Below are 22,950 nucleotides of genomic sequence, written 5' to 3' on the forward strand. Positions count from 1 at the left end.
TTTTGTAAATCGAAAAGGAAAATACCATGAAAACCGAAGACCTAAAAAAAGCGCTGATTTCAGAAATTGAAAATTGCCAAAACAACGATTTATTGTTGGAAGCATTGCTGCTTTTAGTGGGGCCACCACCTTCGCAATACGATAATTCAAAAGTAAATGAGGCTGACACTGGATACAAAACAGAATATACTTCTAATGTCCCCCAAGAGCATTATGATTTGCTGAAAGCTGAATTGGAAGATTTCTTAAAAGGAAATGCAACAGCGGTTTCTTGGGAAGAATTTAAAAAGGAATTGTTTGAAGAGTTATAAAATAGTACTGCTTCTTCGAGCAAGAAGAGAAATTTTGGAAGCCAAGAAATTTTACGAAGTCCGTAGAAAAGGTTTTGGAAGGCTTTTCTCCTTAGAATTGCAAAACGAAATAGAACGAATTAAGCAAAACCCATATTTGTTTAAAAAGAATAAAAATGGTTTTTATGAAATAGTAATGAAACGTTTTCCGCATCTGATAATTTATTCTTGCATTGAAGAATTAATAATTATTTCCTCTATTTTCCACACTAACCGAAACCCAAACCAGAAACCAAAATAAGTTTACCTTTACCATTTATGGAAGCATACTATCCCTATATAAAATCTCTTCATTTAATATTTGTAATCACATGGTTTGCCGGGCTTTTTTATATTGTCCGCCTTTTCGTCTATCAAATTGAAGCCTCCCAAAAACCTTCTCCCGACAAAGAAATTTTGGGCGCCCAACTTAAAATAATGGCTTCTCGTTTATGGAATATCATTACATGGCCAAGTATGATTTTGGCGCTTATTTTTGGAATTTGGCTGCTTGGCATGCGCACTTTTTTTCTTGCCGATGCTTGGATGCAAGTAAAACTGGTTTTCGTTGTGGTGTTAGTAATCTACCAATTTAAGTGTCACCAAATTTTTAAAGAACTTCAAAACGGTGTGGTGAAACATACATCAAACTATATGCGTCTTTTTAACGAAGTGCCCACTATCATTCTATTTGCCGTGGTTTTTTTAGTGATTCTAAAAGATGGAACAAACTGGATTTATGGAACAGTCGGAATTATCGTTTTTGCCATCTTACTGATGATGGGTTATAAAATCTATAAAAGAATTCGAGAGAAAAAAAATTCATAATTCTGAATTCAGAATTCAGAATTAAAGCGGTTTAATTATTGCTATCTTTCTTTCTTCAAAATCATGTAAATGTACTTTTACAAAAAATCACTTCGCACTCGTATATTTTTATCCCTGTTCCTTTTAGTTTTAGGAGCATCGGTGCTTATTGCTATTGTTACCGTTTATCAATATAAAGAAGAAGCGCAAGATTATCACCGCGATCGCTTGTTACGGAAAGAAGCCGCTATTCGCGAAAACATAAATTACATATTAAAAACAACGACATATCCAGTTGAAACAGCGCAAATACCGCTAATTTTTAAGGATAAAATCTACGAAATAAAAGATATTCACGGTCTCGAAATTTTTCTTTACGATCTTAACGGTAATCTTTTAAAATCATCAAAACCTTCGTTTTTTAAGGAACCCGCTTCGCCAAAGATAAACGAGAACGCGCTTAGCGAACTTCAAAATTCGCCTACAAAAAGCTATATAAAAGAGTTTGAGGAAGATGGGCAAGAATACCAATCGTCTTACACTTACATTACGGATAGCTATTTTAAACCGTTGGCAATACTCAATTTGCCGTATATTGAAGATGACGGTTTTATTACCAAAGAACTTACCGAATACATGTATAGGCTTGGTATAGCTTACTTTTTTATGTTGCTAGTTGCAACCATAATGTCCTATTTTCTTTCAAAATACATTACTCGTTCGTTAAAGGAAATAAGCGATAAACTTTCTGAAACCCGTTTTGACACTCGCAATAAGAAAATCTACATTAGCGATACACCCCAAGAAATAGCTGTTTTGATAAATAGTTATAATCAGATGATAGACGAGCTCGAAAAAAGTGCCGCCCAACTTGCAGTCAGCGAGCGCGAAACAGCATGGCGCGAAATGGCAAAACAAGTGGCGCACGAAATTAAAAATCCATTGACGCCAATGCGACTTACGGTACAAAGTTTTCAACGAAAATTTGATTGTGCCGATGCCGATATCGATAATAAAATGGCGGAATATACAAGTACGCTGCTTCAGCAAATAGATACTTTAAGCTCTATTGCATCAGCATTTTCTACCTATGCAAAAATGCCGGCACAGCAGGATGAAACGCTAAATGTGGTTAAAATAAGCAAGCTGGCGCTAGATATTTTTAATGAAGATTATATTTATTTCTTTTCGGAAGAAGACACGATTCGCGCTCGTTTTGACAGAACGCAGTTAATTCGTGTGGTAACCAATTTGGTGAAAAATAGTATTCAATCTATTGAACAGAAAAACCCTACAGAACCAAGAATTGATGTAATCGTAAAAATTGAAAATACGATGATACATATTTCAGTTACCGATAATGGTATTGGGGTTCCCGAAGAAAATAGGACGAGTATTTTTGAACCGCAATTCACAACAAAAAATAGTGGAATGGGACTTGGTCTTGGAATGGTAAAAAATATTGTTGAAACTTACGGCGGCTCAATAACACTTGATTCATCAGAAGAAAAAACCACTTTTAAAGTTTCATTTCCTACAATACTTTAAGGTTTTTAGTAGCTTTGTGAAGTTACCACTCACGAAACGGCGAAGCATCAATTTCTTTGAACTTCATATAATATATTAGGTCTCGACTGCGCTCGACTTGACATATTATTCGAGTATTCGTGGTAAAAAGAGCACATAAAATATCAAAAAAAATACAAAATGAAATACGAAAATATACTTTCTGAAACAAACGGTGCAATTACTACAATTACCATTAACCGTCCCTCAAAACTAAACGCACTAAACCGCGATACAATCAAGGAATTGCGCGATGCATTTGAAGAAGCAGACGATTCTTCGAAAACAAAAGTGATTATCATTACCGGGAGCGGCGAAAAAGCTTTTGTTGCTGGCGCAGATATTAGCGAATTTGCAGATTTTTCGGAAGAAGAAGGTGCGAAACTAGCGGCAAAAGGACAAGAATTACTTTTCGATTTTGTAGCTCATCTTTCTACACCCGTTATTGCAGCTGTAAATGGTTTTGCGCTTGGTGGCGGATTGGAATTGGCAATGGCGGCTCACTTCCGTATTGCTTCCGATAACGCAAAAATGGGACTTCCCGAAGTTTCGCTAGGCGTTATTCCTGGTTACGGAGGCACTCAACGTTTACCCCAATTGGTAGGCAAAGGCCGCGCCATGGAAATGATTATGACCGCCGGAATGATAGATGCAAATCAAGCACTTCAGTATGGTTTAGTAAACCACGTTACAAAGCAAGAGGAACTTCTTGAATTTGCAGAAAAATTAGCAGGAAAAATCATGAAAAACTCTTCCGTTGCTATCGCTTCAGCAATAAAAGCCATCAATGCAAATTATGAAGATGGCGAAAACGGATTTAATATTGAGATTGAAGAATTTGGCAATTGCTTTGGTACTGAGGATTTTAAAGAAGGAACTCAGGCGTTTCTTCATAAAAGGAAGGCTGATTTCCCTGGGCGATAGAACTTTTTAGTTGGTAATCTGATTTGGTTTTGTACTTTGGCAATCTTTTAACCAAATCTAACCATCAATGAAAAAAATACTACTTCTTTTAATTTTTATAGGTTCATCTCTTACCTACGCCCAAGATATTTCAATAAAGGCAATTACAAGCGATATTTTTAAGGACGATAAGAAAAACACCACGCTCCTTTACTCCGAAAGCGATGGGCAGGGAGGCTTCATTACAATTCGTCAATACAGAGGTGGCATGCTTCAAATGCCAAAAGGGTACTATATTGACCATTATGACGCTAATTTAAATCAAGTAAAGGAAACGGAGCTTGAAATTGACAATAACGAAATAAAAGGTCTCATGATAAATAATGGGACTGTATTTATTTTAGAAACCTTGCACGATAAAAAGGCAGACACTTTTAATTTCAATATTCTTGAAAGTTCGCTGAGCAGTTTCGATTTTCAAAAAAGAACGCTTTTTTATTTGAGTGAAGACGAAGTGAAAAAATATTTTGGTATTGGTCTCAGCGTTTTTTTTATCAGTAATGGTTTCGACCAAATGGATTCCAATCCTTTTGGCGAAGTTACTTTTTCAGCGAAAAAGAATTTCTTTTGTGTGAATTTCGACATAAAAGATAAAGAAGCCCAAACACAGCGGCTGTATGTTTACGACAAAGATTTTAATCCGGTTTTTGATCGGGAATTTAAAAGAGATATAAAAGACAGGCTTTTTCAGTACGAAAATATAGACGTTGACGATGAAACGGGAAATATTTATTTACTGGGAAAAGTGTTTGAAAATAATTCTACCAGATCAAAAAAGAAAGGCAAGGCAAACTATAACTACGAACTTCACAAAATTACAGCTACAGATGAAAAAAGCGTGAGTTTTTCACCCGATGAAAACTTTATCGGCTCCCTATTCACCGTGCGTGGCAAAAATAGCATTAGCTGTGCGGGTTTTTATTCCGAAAAAAATGATCATCGCTACAAAGGAGTTTGTCGTTTTAATTTAGATCCTGAAACCCTTGCAATTACGAAGCAAAGTTATATGCCATTTTCTGAAGATTTTATTAAAGATAAATACGGGAAAGTAAAAGACAAGGAACTTAAAGACCTAAGCTTTAGAAGTGCATTTATTAACGATAAAGAAGATATCGTGCTGAACGCAGAGGAGTTTTACATCACCGTACATACGCATTCAAGTCCTAATGGAGGAATGAGTACTACTACAGTTTACCATTTTAATGATATTGTTTCCGTAAAAATGAGCCGCGATGGCGAGTTGTTGTGGGCACGAAACATCAATAAACGGCAATCAACCTCGGGTGCAGTAATTGAATATTTGTCGTTCACCTCTTCTGTAATCGGTGACGACACCTATCTTTTTATCAATTGTTCAGATAAAATAAGAAAGATTAGCAACGACCGTATCGAGTTTAAACAAGGCAATATGAAAAAAGCCAATCTGTACGCTATAAAAATTGATAAAGACGGAAATTACACCTTTAAGAATATTGTAGATTCGGATGATTCTGATGTTTCTTATTTCGTGAAACAGGGTATTCATACTGCCTTAGATGGTAGCGAAATGGTTTTTATAGGAAGAAAAAAATCTAAAAAGCAATTTCTGAAATTAAATATTCAGTAAAATAAATTCTTTGAATACTGTTTTTTACAAATACAGTCCGAGTATAAATATTAAAGCAAAAGAGCCTTTCGAGAATTCGAAGGGCTCTTTTATTTCTTGAAATGCCGAAAGCAATAACAAACTAATGATGGTGAAATTAGCTTTTTAATTCTAAATTGTTTCATTTAAAGCTCTTTAGCTTTCAGTAAGATTCTTAACTTTAGAGATTTCTATTCAGAAATTCTATTTTAAAAATTATGAAACAATACTTTCTATTATTTGCCGCTTTTTTATTGACTATTTCTTCAATAGCCCAAGAAAAAGCCGAGCCTTGGTTTAAAGATGGCGAAGCACAAATTGTTCCAGCTTTTGAAAATGCTTCAGACTGGATTCGTACAGATTTATGGGTTGAAACCACTTTTGACACTGATGGTGACAACAAGCCAGACCGAATGCACGTTGACGTTACCAGACCGAAACAAACCGAAACTGACGGTTTAAAACTTCCCGTTATTTATGAGTCTAGTCCATATTTTGCGGGGGTTGCACCAGAAACAGAAGGAGCATTTTACGATGTGCATCACGAATTAGGCGAACAAAGTAAGGAGATAGTTCATCCGTCTGTAACTAGACGCGGAGAACGGCCCATAATTTCTAACTCTCAGATTCATACTTGGGTGCCGCGTGGTTTTATAGTTGTTCATTCTTCTTCACCGGGAACGGGACTATCGCAGGGCTCTCCAACTGTAGGTGGCGATAACGAATCTTTAGCGCCAAAGGCAGTAATCGATTGGCTAAACGGCCGTGCAAAAGGCTACACTACACCCGACGGAAACGAAGAAGTTAAAGCATATTGGGCTACTGGAAAAGTAGGAATGACGGGTACTTCGTATAACGGTACAATTCCGTTGGCGGCCGCAACCACAGGTGTTGAAGGGCTTGAAGCAATTATTCCGATTGCACCAAATACTTCATATTATCACTATTATCGTTCCAATGGATTGGTGCGTTCGCCGGGCGGATATTTAGGCGAAGATGTTGATGTGCTATACGATTTTATCCACAGCGGCGACGAATCTAAACGAGCACACAACAATGCGAAATACCGCGATGACGAAATAATAAATGGCATTGATCGCGTAACAGGCGATTACAACGAGTTTTGGGCAGGACGTGATTATTTAAACGATATGAAACCAATGAAAGCCGCATTATTTATGGCGCACGGTTTTAACGATTGGAACGTAATGCCGGAACACAGTTATAGAATTTACAAAGCAGCCGAAGAAATGGGCCTTCCGGTAAAAATCTATTACCATCAAAGAGGTCACGGCGGACCACCACCGTTATCGATGATGAACAAATGGTTTACAAAATATCTTTTCGGAATTGACAACGGGATTGAAAATGGGCCAAAAGCTTGGATTGTACGCGAAGATGACGATAATGACAATCCAACCGCATACACCAATTACCCAAATCCGGAGGCTGAAAAAGTTACGCTTCATCTAAATTCTACAGCCCCAAATGAAGGGGTTTTGGCTATCAAAAAGAAGAGTACAGTTCAACTACAAGCTATGTTGAGAGATGACTATCATTTTTCTGGAGATTCACTCGCGCAACTTCCAAATTCTATTCACAGATTATTATTTGTAACGCCCGTTTTAAAAGAAGATTTACATCTTTCAGGTCTTTCAAAACTGAATATAAAATTGGCGAGTAGCAAACCAGCCGCTAACCTCTCTGTTTGGATGGTTTCCTTGCCTTGGAACAAAGATCCAAACGCAAAAATAACAGATAATATTATCACTCGCGGTTGGGCAGACCCTCAGAATTATAAATCCATAACCGAGAGTGCTCCTTTAAAACCTAGGAAATTTTACGAAATGTCTTTCGACTTAATTCCCGACGATCAAGTAATACCAGCTGGGCAACAAATAGGTTTAATGATTTTTTCGAGCGATAATCAATTCACATTATTGCCAAAACCGGGAACTATTCTAACTGTTGATCTTGACGAAACCACAATTGAAATTCCAGTTGTTGGAGGTGAAAAGGCGTTTAAAAAAGCTATTGAATAATCAGGATTATTTCCAAATTAAAATGGATTATTTCCATTATATAATTAACTTTGAGAATTCAAAACCTTCAAAGTTTTTTTATGTCTGATAATGTTTTAAAAGGCCGTGGCGCACAGAAAAATGTACACAACCGTTTCTTCGAAAACAGCCACGAAGTTTTGGATGAATATTTAAATTTCTGTGAAGCTGAAGGTGAAGAAGCAGACAAAAACAAAACAAGCTACATTGAAGTTTTTCCGAAAACCTTTGTAAATAAAGTAAATAGCCCAGATGTTGGAATGGGCTACTCTGCAAATCCGTATCAAGGTTGCGAGCACGGCTGTGTGTATTGCTACGCCCGAAATAGCCACGAATATTGGGGTTATGGCGCAGGATTAGATTTTGAACGAAAGATCCTCTTCAAAAGAAATGCGCCACAACTTTTAGAAGAAAAAATAACGTCGAAGAATTGGGTAGGAGAAACTATCATTTTTTCTGGAAATACAGATTGTTACCAACCTTTGGAACGCAAAATGGAAATAACCCGAAAATGTTTGGAAGTAATGCTTAAGTGGAAGCACCCAACGGGCATCATTACAAAAAATTCACTGATACTTCGTGATCTGGATATTTTGAAAGAAATGGCGAAGTTGAATATTATTTCAGTCAACATTTCTATTACTTCCCTTTCCGAAGACACACGCAGATTGCTGGAGCCGCGAACAGCGAGCATTAAGCAACGTCTTAAAACTGTTGAAATTCTTTCAGAAAATGGCATTCCTGTTCGGGTGATGATGGCGCCAATTATTCCTTCGTTGAACAGCCACGAAATTCTTCCTTTGGTAAAAAAAGTGGCAGAACTTGGAGCGGTAGATGTAAGCTACGCCATTGTAAGATTAAACGGACAGATTGCAGAAATTTTTAAAGATTGGGCGCATAAAACTATCCCCGATAAAGCGGAGCGTATCTTAAACCAAATTGCGGAATGCCATGGTGGAAACCTCAACGATAGCAATTGGGGACGCCGGATGAAAGGCGAAGGTACTATTAGCGAGCAGGTAAAAAATACGATGGCAATTGCCAAGAAAAAGTATTTAAAAGATCGAAAAAGAGAGCCCTTAGATACTTCGCATTTCCTTGAGCTTAAAAATCCGCAGCTGCGTTTATTTTAATTAGTAACTTTGGCCCTGTCCATAATGGCCGAAATTGCGACTAATAAATTTATGACTATTATTAAAAATCTACTTGTTTATTGCTTTGTATTAAATTGTTCTTTCTTTTTTGGACAAGAAACAACCGATATTTCTCAACAGTCATTTGAATCTATTAGTGACTCTATTAACAAATATCTATTGAATGATGTTCCTAAGGCTGTTGATGCATCCAACGCCTTTATTTTAAAAGCAAAAAGAGAAGGCGATACGAAAAAAGAATGGCAAGGAATTCAGGCTCTTTCAATTATTTACGAACGCCACCACGAGTTAGATAAAGCACAAATACAGTTTGAAAAAGCCTTGGGTTTTGCTGAAGAAAACAAACTAAAAGGAGAGATTGTTGGTTCCTATCTTTTGGGAGCGCAAGTGCAAATGAGTCGTGCAAACGTCTCTAAAGCACTTGAAATTTTAGAAACAGCGCTTTTAAAATCTGAAGGAATAGAAAACGAATTTTGGAGGGAAAATGTATTGCAGTACATTTCATATATCTTACAAATGTCTGGCGACACTCAAAAAGCTATAGACATTCGTAAAAAAACCATTTCAATTTATATAAATAAACCAATTGACTCAGTTTTTACTAGCGATACAAAAAGGACTGTTCTGGTTAATATCTACTCTGAGCTTTCTGGGTCGTTTCTTAAAATTAAAAAAGCAGACTCGGCCAAATATTACACAAATCTAATTTCAAAATTAGTTGTTCCAGGAGATAGCTGTAATCAACGAATATTATACGAATCGCGAGCTGAGATTGATTTTTTCGAAAAAAAATATAGTGAAGCAAAGAAAAATTTTAAAGCCGCTTCAAAACTTTGTGACCTCAATTCACCTTTGATGGATTTACGGATGAACTATGATTTGGGAAAGGTAGCGCACGGCGAAGGCAATTTTAAGGAAGCAATAGCGCTTATGCAAATATCGCTGGACAATTATGACGTAAAGCCTATGGAAGAAGGCTATATGGATGATTACTATAAGCTATTAGCAGACAGCTACAAGGAAACCGGCAATTTAGAAAAGGCCAATTATTATTTTGAAAAATATATTAATTCCACTTCAGAATTCAATAAAATAAAAAGTGATATTAAGTCACTAACAAAAGCACAGGAAATTGAAAAATATAGAAATGAATTAAAATCACTTGAAGCAGAAAAGGACCAAAAACAAATTTACCTCAATTACCTACTTTTGGGTGCCTCGGTGATTATTTTAATTCTATTATTCGCACTGCTTCGCTTTTACAAAAACAAAAAGGCTAACGAGCTTAAATTTGAAGCATTACTTGCAAAAATGAAAAACTCTTCTGAAAATGATTTAAGCATAATCGATACAAAAGACGAAATTTTAGAAGAAAAAAATAATGCTGATGTTCCCGAGAATATAAAACAGCAAATTTTAGAAGGGCTCAAAAAACTTGAAAATCAAGAGTATTTTCTAAAACAGGATTGTAACTCATACAATGTTGCAAAAAAGATAAATACAAACACTAGTTATCTTTCAAAGGTAATTAACTCGCATTACGGCAAAAACTTCAACACTTACATTAACGATCTTCGAATAAACTACACTATTATTCGTCTTAAAAACGATGTTGTTTTTAGGTCGTATTCCATCCAATCCATCGCCGAAGAAGTGGGTTATAAATCTGCTGATTCTTTTACCAAATACTTCAAAAAAGATACAGGTTTAAATCCTTCTTTCTACATTAAGGAAATCAAGAATATTGCCTAAAATATTGATTAGCACCCTAAATTTATAAATTTAGGGCTGGCATATTCATTTTACTTCAGAATTGTAAAAATAGTTTGCAACCGCACTGTTTTCAACGGATACCAACGTTTATATACTTCCCGATATTCTTAAATCTAGGGATGCTTCTCTTTTATAAGGTTGTTTTTCATTGCACTTTTGTTTCAGAAATTAACCGCTAAATCATTATTTAATGGACACACAAGAATTTACTTCTGAAGAAAAAAACAAAAAAAAGCAAACTTTTAAACCAACACGAATTCAGTATATTAAATTTGCAATTGGCGTTGTAGCAGGAGTTTCAATTTATCTAATCTTAAAATTAATCTTTTAAACCAATCAAATATGACAACATTAATGAAATTTTCGATCGCATTAACGATGCTATTTCTGACGGGATCAATAAACGCTCAGGAATTAAACGGCTCGTACAGCGGAACTCTGGAAGTACAGGGCATGCAAATGGAACTTATTTTTAATATTACACCAACTGCCGATGGTTATAGCGCAACGCTCGATGTTCCTGCTCAAGGAGCAAGTGGAATAGAACTCGATTCTGTAGTTTTGCAGGACAAAAATGTTACCATTTCTTCGGCCAAAATGGGATTGACCTACACAGGTTCAGTTTCTGGGGAACTTATAGAAGGAACCTACGAACAAATGGGACAGAAATACCCACTTACATTGAAGAAAACCATAAAAACAAAACCCGGAAATACAGCCTTACCATCAACCGATGAACAATTGGCAAAATTAGTCGCAAAAGCTAAAGGCGATTATAAATACAACGTTGCCGATTACTTTAAAACACCAGAAGCTTATTCCTTCCAACTTTCCCCAGATGGCATGTTTATAAGCTATATGAAAAGAAGAGAAACTGGCGAACGCGATTTGTATTTAAAGGAAACCGCAACCCAAAAAGAAACGCTACTTATTGAGCAAAAAGAAGATGTAATCCGCGGCTATTTTTGGGCAAACAACAGTAGAGTTTTGTATTTACAAGACAAGGGAGGTAACGAAAATCATCACGTATTTGGCGTAGATGTTACAGGCCAAAATAAAAAAGAGTTAACTCCATACGAAGGCGTTAAAGTAAATATTATTGAGTCTTTAAAAGAAGACGACGACCACGTAATTGTACAGATGAACAAAGATAATCTGCAACAAGAAGAACCGTACCTACTCAACATAAATACAGGTGAAGCCACAAAATTATATACTGTAAAAGCTGGCGACCCGCCAGTAAGCTCATACGATTTTGACCGAAAAGGAAATCTTCGTGCCATTAACCGAATTGTTGACGGTATAAATATGGAATTGTTATATAAAATTGATGGAGAATTTAAGCGTGTAAAGCTTACTGAGTTTGGAGATACTTTTGGAATTACTTCTTTCAATCCAAATACCGAAAACCCAGATGATGCCTATGTTATTTCGAATTTAGACGATGATAAAATTGAAATTCAATTGTATGATTTAAAAACGAATAAAAAAATTAAAACGATTTTTAGCAATGATACTTTTGATGTTTCGGGCGTATCACTTTCCAGAAAAAGAAATTACGAAATAGATTATTTCAGCTATACGGGAGAGAAAACTGAAATTGTTCCAGTTAGCGATACTTACAAAAAAATCTATGCGCGCTTGCAAAAGGAATTTGGAGATAAGCAATTCTTCACTTTGGGTAAAACGGACGATGAGTCGCAATATATGGTTGCTGTAACGAGCGATAAAATTGTGGGCGAATATTATTTATATAATGTTGAAAAAAACACAGTAACCTTACTTTACAAGTTATTGCCACATTTAAAAGCTGAAGATATGGCTACAATGAAGCCTATCAAATTTAAAAGTCGCGATGGGTTAACTATATACGGTTACATTACGTTGCCAGCCAATTATAAAGAAGGACAGCGAGTGCCACTAATCGTAAATCCACACGGCGGACCGCAGGGTATAAGAGACACTTGGGGATTCAATCCGGAGGCGCAGTTATTTGCAAGTCGCGGTTATGCTACTTTACACGTAAACTTTAGAGTTTCGGGTGGTTACGGAAAAGCATTTTTAAAAGCAGGTTTTGGTGAAATTGGCCGTAAAGCAATGGACGACGTTGAAGACGGAGTAGATTATGCAATAGCGCAAGGCTGGGCAGATAAAGACAATGTTGCAATATACGGAGGTAGTCACGGAGGTTATGCCGTTTTACGCGGAATGACCAAAACGCCAGAAAAATATGCTTGTGGAGTAGATTATGTTGGCGTAAGCAACTTGCATACATTTATGGGTACAATTCCTCCATATTGGGAAAAGTATCGTGAATTGCTTTACAAAATTTGGTACAACCCAAATATCCCTGAACAAAAGATTATTATGGACGAGATCTCACCAGCATTACATGTTGATAAAATAACGAAACCATTATTTGTAGTGCAAGGTGCAAACGATCCCCGAGTTAACATTAACGAGGCAGATCAAATAGTTGAAACACTCCGGGTAAAAGGCGTAGAAGTACCATATATGGTTAAATACGACGAAGGTCACGGTTTTGCAAAAGAAGAAAACCAATTAGCTCTATATAACGCGATGATGGGCTTCTTTGCTGAACATCTTAAAGTAGAAAAAGTAGGTTCAGTTAAAAAGTAAGACATTCAAATCCTCTTTAAATTAAGTAATGCCGATGCATAAAGCATCGGCATTGCTATTTATAGTATACAGATATTTCAGCTCTTTATTTTTTCACCAACCACAGTAAATGAAATCTGATCGTGAAACAACTTTCGAGTTTTCATAAAAGTAAAAATTTGAATAATTAACGGGATAACCAAAATATACGAATAGGCTGTCAACAAACGGAAGATATTTCTCCAAAAGGCTTTAAAAAAAGAAACTCGGTGTCCGCTTCTATCTGTAATTTCGAGCTTTAAAATTTGCTTGCCAAATGTGCCTCGATATTTCGACGATTCGAAAAAAGCGCAAATAATAAAGTAGAAAAATAGACTGAATATAAGCATAAATATTGCTTCAGTGTCTGACACGTCTTCAGGGTTATCAGGATAAAGCGATACCGAAACAATTGCCCATAATACAAAGGCTAATAACACAGCGGGAATAGCGGTAATTATATTGTCTAGAAAATACGCTAGGGCTCGTTTCCACAGTACGTTTTTGTAATATTTCTGCCGCCATTCTACGTCCATGGCTACATTGTTAATATTCTTAGGTTTTGCTTTAGAGGATTTCTGTTTAGCATTTGTGAATTCTCCTTTCGCTCTAGTTTCTTCAACAATCGGGTTTTCCCCTCTATTTACTGGCTCAACGTTTTCATTTTCATTGGACGCCTTATTTATATGCACATCGTCCCCTACCTCAGTTGCATTTTGATCAGCTTGTTCTAATTCTAACTGACTTTCATAGGTAAAATTCTCAATAGACTCATAAATATCTGTCACCACTGCAGTAAGTGCGTCGTCCTCACTATTCCAAAATTGTTTGTTATTTAAAGGCTGGTAATTTTTAGGTAATAGGGCGAGATTTACAAAGGGCGTAGATTTCCACATACAGTTGCGCACCAGAATAGGAAGCATAATAGTTTCGTTTCTATTGTATCTTTCTATTACCTTTTGCGTACGGGAATATATTTTATCGTCATTAATAAAATCTGAGCTTATAAAGGCTATAACGATTTCTGCTTCGTATAATTTCTGTTTGTACTCTTCTACATCTTGGCCGGGTGGAATTTCAAAATCGTTTTCAATTTCAATAGGTCTTTTTGAACTTCTTATAACAGGCGTAAGATATTTTTTAATTGCCATAACCTGTTTTTCATCTTCGGGCGCGGCTAAAAAATAGATATTTATTGCATCTATTTCCATGGTTGTTTCAGATTTATTGGTTGCCATTTTCAATTACATTAATGGTTAGTAGTTAGATATTTAATATGAATTAAAAAGTAAACTTGAACAATGAATTAATTTGCAATAATGTGGTCTACAAGCCTTTCTATTCCTTCTGCTACTTCGGTAAAAGCGACATCGCGATCTGGATAATCTAAAATTGGGCGGGCGTTTCGAGGCAGCGCTTGCAGTTTTGCGTAAGGCAAAGAAGTCCACTTACAGTTTCTAAGAATGATAGGCACCACATATGCGCTACCCTCTTCGTGACGACGCATGGCTTCTGCTAACTCTTTGTCCCAAATAAAATCTGAAGCATTAAAATCAACACTAATTAAGAGTAGAATTACATTGGCTTTCCGCAGTTCATCCATAATACCTGCATTCCATTCCTGCCCAGGAATAAGTGCTCTGTCGTTCCAATCTTCAATTTTTCCGGAGCGTTTTAATACCTTTAGGTATTTGTCCATTTCATTTTTTAGCTCCTCATCTTCGTGTGCATACGAAGTGAAAATGCGAACCTTTTCTGGTGAAGTATCTGCCATAATCCAAACTTTATACAATTTAATTATCCTCCAAAGAGTGGAGTTTTTAATTTGTCAAGTGAGGAGACTGATTTGTTTAATAAATAATATTGAAAGACTAAATTTAAGTAAATTATTACAAATAGAATTACTTAATGTTTTTTTAAATCGTTTGGAATAAGTGAAGTATAGCCGCTAAAACGATAAAAATATTTTGAAAATGATAAGAAAAAAGAAAATATCTATCAATTTTTACCTTCCCATTCTGCATAAAACTGTTCCAGAAATTCTTCCATAAACGTATGCCTATCTGCGGCAATTCGCTTTCCAGTTTCAGTATTCATACGGTCTTTTAAAAGAAGTAGTTTTTCGTAGAAATGATTAAGAGTTGGATTATTTGAAGCTTTATATTCGGCAGGAGTCATCTTCAAATTCGGCTTAATATCTGGATCGTAAAGCTTCCGATTTTTAAAGCCGCCATAGTTGAAAGTACGAGCAATACCAACAGCGCCCAACGCATCTAATCTGTCTGCATCCTGCACTACGTCTAATTCTATAGAATGAAATTCCTGCTCTTTATTCCCTCCTTTAAAAGAAATATTTTCAATAATTTTTATAACGTGTTCAATAATTTCTTCGGCCTCCGCTTCGTGGCTAGAAAGATTTTGTGTTTTCAGAAATTCACGGGCTTTCTTTGGGCCAACAGTTTCGTCGCCAGCGTGAAATTTTGAATCGGCTATATCGTGAAGCAACGCGCCTAAGGCAACAACTGTTTTATCTACTTTTTCGCTTTCGGAAATGAGCAATGCATTTTTATAAACCCGTTCAATATGAAACCAATCGTGGCCTCCTTCGGCGTTTTGCAATTCATTTTTAACGAAAGCAATTGTATTCTGAATTATTTCTTCAGCAGTAAATGACACCATTATTTATGAACTTTTGATGTAACTGTTTCTTCCACTTTATCAATTAATATTTCCAAATCGTAATCTGCAATTTTTATGGCGGGATGCGCAATCATTTCTAACCGCACGCCCATTTGTATGGGAAACATGCCATGGCGCTGCAGCCTCCACGAATTATTTATGGTAACGGGCACCACATATCCGTCCGGGATCTTTTTGAAAAGTGTTTGCAACCCACTTTTGCGAAAAGGTTTTGGAACGCCAGTTTTACTTCGGGTTCCTTCAGGAAAAATAACCCCACTCCTTTTAAAAGTTTGAAGATATTTTGAAAATTTAACCAATTCAACTATTGCTTGTCGCGGGTTTTTGCGATCTATTAAAATGGAACCGCCGTGACGTAGATTGAAGGAAACAGAAGGAATGCCCTTGCCTAATTCTACTTTCGAAATAAATTTGGGATGAAATTTCCGCAGGTACCAGCTTAAAGGTGAAATATCCCACATGCTTTGGTGATTTGAAACAAATACAATAGGCACATTCTCTGGAATATTGGCGTTTATATCTACGTGAAAAGTGGTTCCTAAAACGTTTAAACACCGCAACAGCGTCCAGTTAAAACAATCAACTGTCTTTTTGTGAGCATTGTAACCAAACCAGTTAAAACTAATCCACTGAATAGGATGAAAAACCAAGATTGTTAAACCAAAAAGTAGGTAAAACAATACTGAAAAAGGATAGCTTATAATTTTTGAGAGTGCCTTCATTATTGTTCAAAAGTAAGAAAACCGCCTTAAAAAAGACGGTTTTTCCATTTGCTTATTTCAATCTCTAGTTTTGAAAACTTTAATTTTTCAATTTAGTTTTTGACTTCGATTTCGATTTGTTCTTTAAGGTATTGTTATCTATTTGAATGTAATTGTAAACGCATAATGCAACAATTAACATCCAAAACGCTCTATACAACCAATCACTGATTTCTTTTCCGAACAAATAAGAAACTTTCGGATTTTCGTAAAAATTATAACCTAAAGCTCCTAATGCCAAGATACCTACAATTACAACCAGCGGTTTACTCAACTTCATAACAAATTAGCTTAACAGCTTAACAATATTCGTTATAGGCTCCTTTCAAGTTTTCGGCTATCATTTGTGCTGGGCGGCCTTCAATATGATGGCGCTCTAACATATGCACCAATTCGCCATTTTTGAACAACGCCATAGACGGTGAACTTGGAGGAAAAGGAACCATACTCGCTCTTGCAGCATCAACAGCTTCGCGATCAACTCCTGCAAAAACGGTTACTAAATGATCTGGTTTTTTATTATTGTCTAGAGACATTGCTGCTCCCGGACGCGCATTTGCAGCTGCACAACCGCAAACAGAATTTACAACCACTAAAGTTGTTCCTTCATTTTTTAATGCTGTTGCAACGTCAGCTGCTGTATGTAGTTCGGAAAAACCTACATTCGTAAGGTCTTCGCGCATTGGTTTTACTAGTTCTGGTGGATACATAATATTATATATTTAAAGTGTAATAAAATTTGACTGCAAAGATACTAATTTTGAGAAGGATAAAATTTCAAATATTTCCCAAATAACACGGGGTAAATGCCAAAAAACGACAAAACATTTTCCTTTTTAGAATTCCTCATTTGAAAATTAGCACTTTAAATGGTTACCTTTGTCGCCGCTTAAAAAGAAAAATTACAAATTTATGATTCGTTGGTTATTAGCCGTTCTTGGTTATTTTATATATCGATTTCCAGGTGCTGTCGCTGGTTTTATTATAGGCAGTTTACTAGACAACATTAGCGTAAAAGGTAAAACCTTCCAAACTTCATTCGGGTCTTCGCAACAGCAAGTTACGCCTGCAGATTTTGAATTGAACCTACTATCGCTAGCTTCTTTAGTGATTAAGGCAGACGGGCAAGTAAGCCAGACCGAACTAGATTACGTACGTCAGTATTTTGTGCAAGCCTATGGACGGGAGCGCGCGAATGCAACTTTCAAAGTTTTTAATGAAGTAATTAAGAATCGTGAAATTTCTGCGCAAACCATTTGCACCATTTTGAGCCAGAGAACGCGTTACGAAAGCCGTTTGCAAATTCTTCACTTTTTATTCAGTATTGCAAATGCCGATGGCAGCGTTTCGACCGCCGAAGTAAATGAAATAAACCGCATCGCTGGATTTTTAGGAGTTTATGCCCGCGATTTTGAAAGTATAAAAGCGATGTTTTTCAAAAATCCGGACAGCGCCTACAAAATTTTGGAGATTGACAGAACAGCAACGACTTCTGAAATAAAAACAGCGTACCGAACAATGGTCAAAAAATACCATCCAGATAAACTACAGCATATGGACGAAGCGCATCAAAAAGGAGGCGAAGAAAAGTTCAATAAAGTGCAGGAAGCTTACGAGCAACTTCAGAAAGAGCGCGGGTTCTAGCTTCAGTATCTCTCAGCTTCCGAGTATTCGGTAAATTCAAACAAAACCTAACGGGTCTCAATGACTTGTTAGGTTTTTTTTTGCAAATATCTTTCAGCTAAACACAAATATTTAGACTTGCCTAAAAATAAAATATAGGTATGTGTAAAAATATTTTTACCTTTGTACTTATGTTTACATTAGCTGAAGAAAATTACTTAAAAGCAATATTTCATTTAGAACATGAAAGTGCCGGTGATATTAGTACGAATGCAATTGCTGTAAGCATGGAGACAAAACCATCTTCGGTTACAGATATGGTACAAAAACTGGCCGAGAAAAAACTGCTTGTTTATAAACGCTACAAAGGCGCGAAATTAACCGAGAAGGGTAGAAAAATTGCGGCTAATGTTATAAGAAAACACCGTTTATGGGAAGTGTTTTTAGTTGAAAAACTAAATTTTCACTGGGATGAAGTTCACGAAATAGCCGAACAATTAGAGCATATTAAATCTGACGAGCTTATAACCCGTCTCGACAAATTTTTGGGCAGTCCAGATTTTGATCCACATGGCGATCCAATTCCTGATAAGCACGGCGTATTAAAGCGCACCGAAAAGAAATTACTTTCCGAAATAGAAAAAAATCAAAAAGGCGTGTGTGTGGGTGTAAAAGAATCTAGCGCAGAATTTTTGCAATATCTCGATAAAAAGAAAATTAGCATCGGCACCAAAATTACAGTTCTTGGCAAGGAATTTTTCGACGGTTCTATGGTGATTTTAGTTGGAAAGGATCAGTCTTTCATATCGAAAACCGTGGCAGATAATTTATATGTTCAAACGCTTTAAACATGCTGATATTAGCACGTTCCCCTCAAAAAAAATAAAAATGAAAAAATTTATATTCTTAATTACTGTAATTCTTTTTGTTGGTTGCAAAAATGCTTCAAAAGATAACGGAAAAATTAAGGTCGTTACTACAACGACCATGATCACAGATTTAGTTTCAGAAATTGGTGGAGAGCACATTTCATTACAAGGATTGATGGGAGCCGGAGTAGATCCACACCTTTATAAGGCAAGTGAAGGCGATGTAACAAAACTCTATGAAGCAGATATTATTTTCTACGGAGGGCTTCATTTAGAAGGAAAATTGGTAGATATTTTTGAAAAAATGGAAGGTTCAAAGCAAACCGTTTCATTAGGCGATAGGCTTCCTAAAAACGAGCTAATTCCTTCAGAATATTTTGCTTCTAATTACGACCCGCACGTATGGTTCAACATTCAATTCTTTAAACAGTTTGGGCAGATTGTTACAGATGAACTTTCAAAAGCCGATGCTAAAAATGCTCAAAGCTATTTAGAGAATAATAAAATATATCAAGCAAAACTCGATTCACTTGAGCGTGAAGTAAAAGCAATTATAGCGACTTTGCCCGAAGAAAAACGTATTTTAGTTACCGCTCACGATGCGTTTAATTACTTCGGAAAGGCTTATGGATTTAATGTGGTTGGTTTGCAGGGAATTTCCACTGCAACTGAAGCTGGTGTAAAAGACGTTCAAAATCTTTCAGAATTTATTATTCAAAATAACATAAAAGCCATCTTTGTTGAGAGCTCCGTACCCAGACGAACCATTGAAGCACTGCGAGAATCTGTGCTATCAAAAAATCATATTGTTGAAATTGGCGGTACTCTATATAGCGATGCATTAGGAAATTCGGGAACCGAAGAAGGCACATACATAGGAATGTTTAAATACAACGTGAACACTATTGTAAACGCACTTAAATAAGGTTTAAACAATAAAACATGGACAATCAAAAACTGGCAGTACAAGTAGACGATCTTACCGTAGCCTATAACTACAAACCCGTGTTATGGGATATTGACCTGTCAGTTCCCGAGGGCGTTTTAATGGCGATTGTTGGCCCAAATGGTGCAGGAAAATCTACATTGATAAAAACAATTTTGGGCATCATAAAACCTATTGCGGGCAGTGTTTCTATTTACGGAAAACCTTATGAGAAACAGCGAAAATTAGTAGCCTATGTACCCCAAAAAGGAAGCGTAGATTGGGACTTTCCCACAACAGCTTTGGATGTAGTTATGATGGGCACTTACGGTAGTTTGGGATGGATAAAACGTCCTGGCCAAAAGGAGAAAAAAATTGCTTTAGAGTCTATGGAAAAAGTGGGAATGCTCTCCTATAAAAACAGACAAATAAGTCAATTGAGCGGCGGCCAACAGCAACGTGTTTTTTTGGCGAGAGCTTTGGCACAGGATGCTTCCATTTATTTTATGGATGAACCTTTTCAAGGCGTTGATGCCACTACCGAGATTGCTATTATTAATATTTTAAAAGAATTGCGAAAAGCAGGCAAAACGGTCGTAGTTGTTCATCACGATTTGCAAACTGTACCAGAATATTTTGATTGGGTAACATTTTTAAATGTGAAGAAAATCGCAACCGGACCGGTGAAAGATATTTTTAACGATGACAATTTAACCAAGACTTACGGGATTAATTATAAGGTTACTGTTAATAAATAGTGGTGAGAGGTGAGTAATTGAGTTGTAACTATAAATTAAATAAATACTATTTAATAAACACTAACGCCAAATAACTACCGACTACCGACTAATAACAAAAAAATGTCAATAACCGAATATTTCAACTTACTCTGGACAGACTATACGCTGCGTACCATTACTTTGGGCACGGCGGTATTGGGTGCAATTTGCGGTATGTTGGGTAGTTTTGCAGTGCTTCGGAAAGAAAGTTTATTGGGCGATGCTATTTCGCACGCTGCCCTTCCCGGAATTGCACTGGCATTTCTAATTACCGGTGCTAAGGATTCTGGAGTGCTACTATTGGGAGCTTTGGTAAGCGGATTGGTGGGTACGTTTTGGATAAGAGGAATTACTTCAAAAACGCATCTTAAAAGTGATACGGCACTGGGGTTAATACTCTCTGTATTCTTCGGTTTTGGAATGTTGTTGCTAACATATATTCAAAAACTGCCGAATGCAAACCAAGCTGGATTAGACAAATATCTTTTTGGTCAAGCGGCAACCCTTGTAGAAAGCGATGTACAATTAATGATTATTGTTACAGGAATTTCACTTGTTGTAATGCTACTTTTTTGGAAGGAATTTAAAATACTTCTCTTTGATGCCGATTACACAAAAACCCTAGGTTTCAACACTAAATTTATAGATGTATTAGTAACCTTTTTAATAGTGTTGGCTATAGTTTTAGGTCTACAAACCGTGGGTGTTGTACTTATGAGTGCTATTTTATTGGCTCCCGCTGCCGCAGCCAGACAGTGGACAAACAACCTAGGAACAATGGTTATATTGGCAGCTTTCTTTGGTGCCTTTTCGGGAGTATTTGGCACAGCCATTAGCGCGAGCCAAAAAAATCTATCTACTGGACCTGTAATTGTATTAGTGGCTGGTGTCTTTGTATTATTCTCTTTTATATTTTCTCCCAAGAGAGGACTTTTATTTCGAGAAATTAGGTTTCGAAAAAACCGCACCGACTTAAAACTGATGAAAACACTTCAGTTTATGTATGGCGTTGTGCAGGATCACGAAAATATTTCGCATCCGCACGCCATTCGTATCCTGAATAATTTTCAAGGATATACAAGAGGTTCACTAAAAAAATTAGAAGATGAAGGCTGGATAGCAATCCATGGACAGCAATGGGCAATGACACCGAAAGGTTATAAACAAGCACAAGAAATGTATAATCAACAAATAGGCAATGAGTAATCCGCAACTGGAAATTCAAATTATTGCAGCCGTCGTGGCAGTGGCATGCGCCATTCCTGGGGTGTTTTTGGTGCTTCGGAAAATGGCTCTAATTAGCGATGCGATAAGCCACTCGATTTTACCGGGCATTGTTATCGGCTTTTTTGTAACGCAAGATTTAAATTCACCACTTCTTATTCTTTTGGCGGCTCTTTTCGGTGTTATCACGGTCGTCTTGGTAGAATTCATCCAAAAAACTGGACTGGTTAAAGAAGACACCGCCATAGGTCTGGTTTTTCCCGTGTTATTCAGTATTGGAGTTATACTTATTTCAAAAAACGCAAATGATGTACATTTAGACGTTGATGCCGTTTTGTTAGGAGAACTTGCCTTTTCTCCATTTAATCGCTTAATGATTTCTGGTGCAGATTGGGGACCAAAATCATTGTGGGTAATGGGAAGCATTTTACTAATCACTTTGAGTTTATTAGTGTTGTTTTTTAAAGAATTAAAAGTAAGCACTTTTGACGCCGGGCTTTCTTCGGCATTAGGTATTTCACCAGTTATTATGCATTACGGACTTATGTCTGTTTCGTCTATTACCGTTGTTGGCGCATTCGATGCCGTTGGCGCCATATTGGTTGTTGCTTTAATGATTGCGCCTGCCGCGACAGCCTATTTGCTTACCGAAGATCTGAAAAAAATGATTGGGCTTTCTATATTATTCGGGGTGTTTTCGGCTATTTCGGGATATTGGGTAGCCCATTTTCTCGATGCTTCCATCTCTGGCTCCATCGCCACAACCTTGGGAGTTATATTTTTAATGGTTTATTTATTCGCTCCAAAAAAGGGACTCATATCTGTGCTGTATCGTCAAAAACAACAGCGTATTGAAGTATCGCTTATTACTTTTCTTTTACACTTAAACCGCCATGAGGAAGAAAGCGAACGACATATAAATCACTTACAGGAACATATTAATTGGCGAGCGGTACGAGCCAGAACGGTATTGGATTTGGCCGAAAGAAACAACCTCGTTGAAATAAAAAACGATGTGGTATTTCTCACTAAAAAGGGATTGACATTCACCGAAAAATCATTGGAATACATTATCAACAATAGAGATGAAAAAATCGAACCGATGAAAGAAGATTTTTTCCTTTTTAGGGGCTAG

At 36.6% G+C, this 22,950-nt stretch carries 23 protein-coding genes; 17 read left to right on the forward strand and 6 right to left on the reverse strand.

The genetic code is table 11. The features are described 5' to 3' along the window. Window positions 1-26 precede the first annotated feature (26 nt). The 11 genes from AC3RVF_RS01070 to AC3RVF_RS01120 all read left to right on the forward strand — a co-directional run bounded on the left by AC3RVF_RS01070 (window position 27) and on the right by AC3RVF_RS01120 (window position 12,916). Entirely contained in the window at window positions 27-311 is a 285-nt protein-coding gene (locus AC3RVF_RS01070; protein WP_489690493.1) for a hypothetical protein, read from the forward strand. Beyond that, complete coding sequence (locus tag AC3RVF_RS01075) at window positions 298-591, forward strand: type II toxin-antitoxin system RelE/ParE family toxin (RefSeq protein ID WP_489692558.1); 294 nt, start codon at window positions 298-300, stop codon at window positions 589-591. Before AC3RVF_RS01070 ends, AC3RVF_RS01075 begins: the two co-directional genes overlap by 14 nt. Before the next feature lie 17 nt (window positions 592-608). After that, the gene (locus AC3RVF_RS01080) at window positions 609-1,157 is read left to right on the forward strand and encodes a CopD family protein (protein WP_489690491.1); all 549 of its coding nucleotides are present in this window, start codon (window positions 609-611) and stop codon (window positions 1,155-1,157) included. Window positions 1,158-1,226: 69 nt separating this feature from the next. Further along, a complete protein-coding gene (locus tag AC3RVF_RS01085) occupies window positions 1,227-2,684 on the forward strand; it encodes a sensor histidine kinase (protein ID WP_489692559.1) in 1,458 nt (485 codons plus the stop codon). A gap of 159 nt (window positions 2,685-2,843) precedes the next feature. After that, entirely contained in the window at window positions 2,844-3,626 is a 783-nt protein-coding gene (locus tag AC3RVF_RS01090) for an enoyl-CoA hydratase/isomerase family protein (protein WP_489690489.1), read from the forward strand. A 67-nt stretch (window positions 3,627-3,693) separates the two neighbouring features. Beyond that, window positions 3,694-5,271 carry a hypothetical protein gene (locus AC3RVF_RS01095; protein WP_489690488.1) on the forward strand — a complete coding sequence of 526 codons (1,578 nt, stop codon included), beginning with the start codon at window positions 3,694-3,696 and terminating at the stop codon, window positions 5,269-5,271. Between the two features lie 236 nt (window positions 5,272-5,507). Beyond that, window positions 5,508-7,331 (forward strand): Xaa-Pro dipeptidyl-peptidase, encoded by a 1,824-nt coding sequence (locus AC3RVF_RS01100; RefSeq protein ID WP_489692560.1) that lies wholly within the window; start codon window positions 5,508-5,510, stop codon window positions 7,329-7,331. A gap of 80 nt (window positions 7,332-7,411) precedes the next feature. Beyond that, window positions 7,412-8,482, forward strand: coding sequence for a PA0069 family radical SAM protein (locus tag AC3RVF_RS01105; RefSeq protein WP_489692561.1), 1,071 nt, complete (start codon window positions 7,412-7,414; stop codon window positions 8,480-8,482). Window positions 8,483-8,491: 9 nt separating this feature from the next. Then, the gene (locus AC3RVF_RS01110) at window positions 8,492-10,255 is read left to right on the forward strand and encodes a helix-turn-helix domain-containing protein (RefSeq protein ID WP_489692562.1); all 1,764 of its coding nucleotides are present in this window, start codon (window positions 8,492-8,494) and stop codon (window positions 10,253-10,255) included. A 211-nt stretch (window positions 10,256-10,466) separates the two neighbouring features. After that, window positions 10,467-10,607: a hypothetical protein gene (locus AC3RVF_RS01115; protein WP_489692563.1), complete on the forward strand. Its 141-nt coding sequence runs from the start codon at window positions 10,467-10,469 to the stop codon at window positions 10,605-10,607. Window positions 10,608-10,630: 23 nt separating this feature from the next. Then, a complete protein-coding gene (locus AC3RVF_RS01120; protein WP_489692564.1) occupies window positions 10,631-12,916 on the forward strand; it encodes an alpha/beta hydrolase family protein in 2,286 nt (761 codons plus the stop codon). Window positions 12,917-12,993: 77 nt separating this feature from the next. On the opposite strand, the gene AC3RVF_RS01125 is transcribed toward AC3RVF_RS01120, so the two are convergent. From AC3RVF_RS01125 to AC3RVF_RS01150, 6 genes are all read right to left on the reverse strand, one after another. Then, a complete protein-coding gene (locus tag AC3RVF_RS01125; RefSeq protein WP_489690484.1) occupies window positions 12,994-14,172 on the reverse strand; it encodes an RDD family protein in 1,179 nt (392 codons plus the stop codon). A gap of 68 nt (window positions 14,173-14,240) precedes the next feature. Then, complete coding sequence (locus AC3RVF_RS01130; protein WP_489690483.1) at window positions 14,241-14,708, reverse strand: toll/interleukin-1 receptor domain-containing protein; 468 nt, start codon at window positions 14,706-14,708, stop codon at window positions 14,241-14,243. Between the two features lie 224 nt (window positions 14,709-14,932). Further along, window positions 14,933-15,613 carry an HD domain-containing protein gene (locus AC3RVF_RS01135; RefSeq protein ID WP_489690482.1) on the reverse strand — a complete coding sequence of 227 codons (681 nt, stop codon included), beginning with the start codon at window positions 15,611-15,613 and terminating at the stop codon, window positions 14,933-14,935. Further along, window positions 15,613-16,356: a lysophospholipid acyltransferase family protein gene (locus AC3RVF_RS01140; RefSeq protein ID WP_489690481.1), complete on the reverse strand. Its 744-nt coding sequence runs from the start codon at window positions 16,354-16,356 to the stop codon at window positions 15,613-15,615. Before AC3RVF_RS01140 ends, AC3RVF_RS01135 begins: the two co-directional genes overlap by 1 nt. Before the next feature lie 79 nt (window positions 16,357-16,435). After that, window positions 16,436-16,675, reverse strand: a complete 240-nt coding sequence (locus AC3RVF_RS01145) for a hypothetical protein (RefSeq protein ID WP_489690480.1) — start codon at window positions 16,673-16,675, stop codon at window positions 16,436-16,438. Window positions 16,676-16,694: 19 nt separating this feature from the next. Then, complete coding sequence (locus tag AC3RVF_RS01150) at window positions 16,695-17,105, reverse strand: BrxA/BrxB family bacilliredoxin (protein WP_489690479.1); 411 nt, start codon at window positions 17,103-17,105, stop codon at window positions 16,695-16,697. A 202-nt stretch (window positions 17,106-17,307) separates the two neighbouring features. Between AC3RVF_RS01150 and AC3RVF_RS01155 the strand changes: the two genes are divergently transcribed. The 6 genes from AC3RVF_RS01155 to AC3RVF_RS01180 all read left to right on the forward strand — a co-directional run bounded on the left by AC3RVF_RS01155 (window position 17,308) and on the right by AC3RVF_RS01180 (window position 22,950). Beyond that, on the forward strand, window positions 17,308-18,039 hold the full coding sequence (locus AC3RVF_RS01155; protein ID WP_489690478.1) for a TerB family tellurite resistance protein: 732 nt from the start codon (window positions 17,308-17,310) through the stop codon (window positions 18,037-18,039). Between the two features lie 170 nt (window positions 18,040-18,209). Then, on the forward strand, window positions 18,210-18,866 hold the full coding sequence (locus tag AC3RVF_RS01160) for a metal-dependent transcriptional regulator (protein ID WP_489690477.1): 657 nt from the start codon (window positions 18,210-18,212) through the stop codon (window positions 18,864-18,866). A 40-nt stretch (window positions 18,867-18,906) separates the two neighbouring features. Continuing rightward, window positions 18,907-19,812: a metal ABC transporter solute-binding protein, Zn/Mn family gene (locus AC3RVF_RS01165; RefSeq protein WP_489692565.1), complete on the forward strand. Its 906-nt coding sequence runs from the start codon at window positions 18,907-18,909 to the stop codon at window positions 19,810-19,812. A gap of 17 nt (window positions 19,813-19,829) precedes the next feature. Beyond that, window positions 19,830-20,570 carry a metal ABC transporter ATP-binding protein gene (locus AC3RVF_RS01170; RefSeq protein WP_489692566.1) on the forward strand — a complete coding sequence of 247 codons (741 nt, stop codon included), beginning with the start codon at window positions 19,830-19,832 and terminating at the stop codon, window positions 20,568-20,570. Between the two features lie 102 nt (window positions 20,571-20,672). Beyond that, window positions 20,673-21,797: a metal ABC transporter permease gene (locus AC3RVF_RS01175; RefSeq protein WP_489692567.1), complete on the forward strand. Its 1,125-nt coding sequence runs from the start codon at window positions 20,673-20,675 to the stop codon at window positions 21,795-21,797. Further along, window positions 21,790-22,950, forward strand: coding sequence for a metal ABC transporter permease (locus AC3RVF_RS01180; protein WP_489690473.1), 1,161 nt, complete (start codon window positions 21,790-21,792; stop codon window positions 22,948-22,950). Before AC3RVF_RS01175 ends, AC3RVF_RS01180 begins: the two co-directional genes overlap by 8 nt.

Source organism: Aequorivita sp. IT1183 (genome assembly GCF_058068265.1).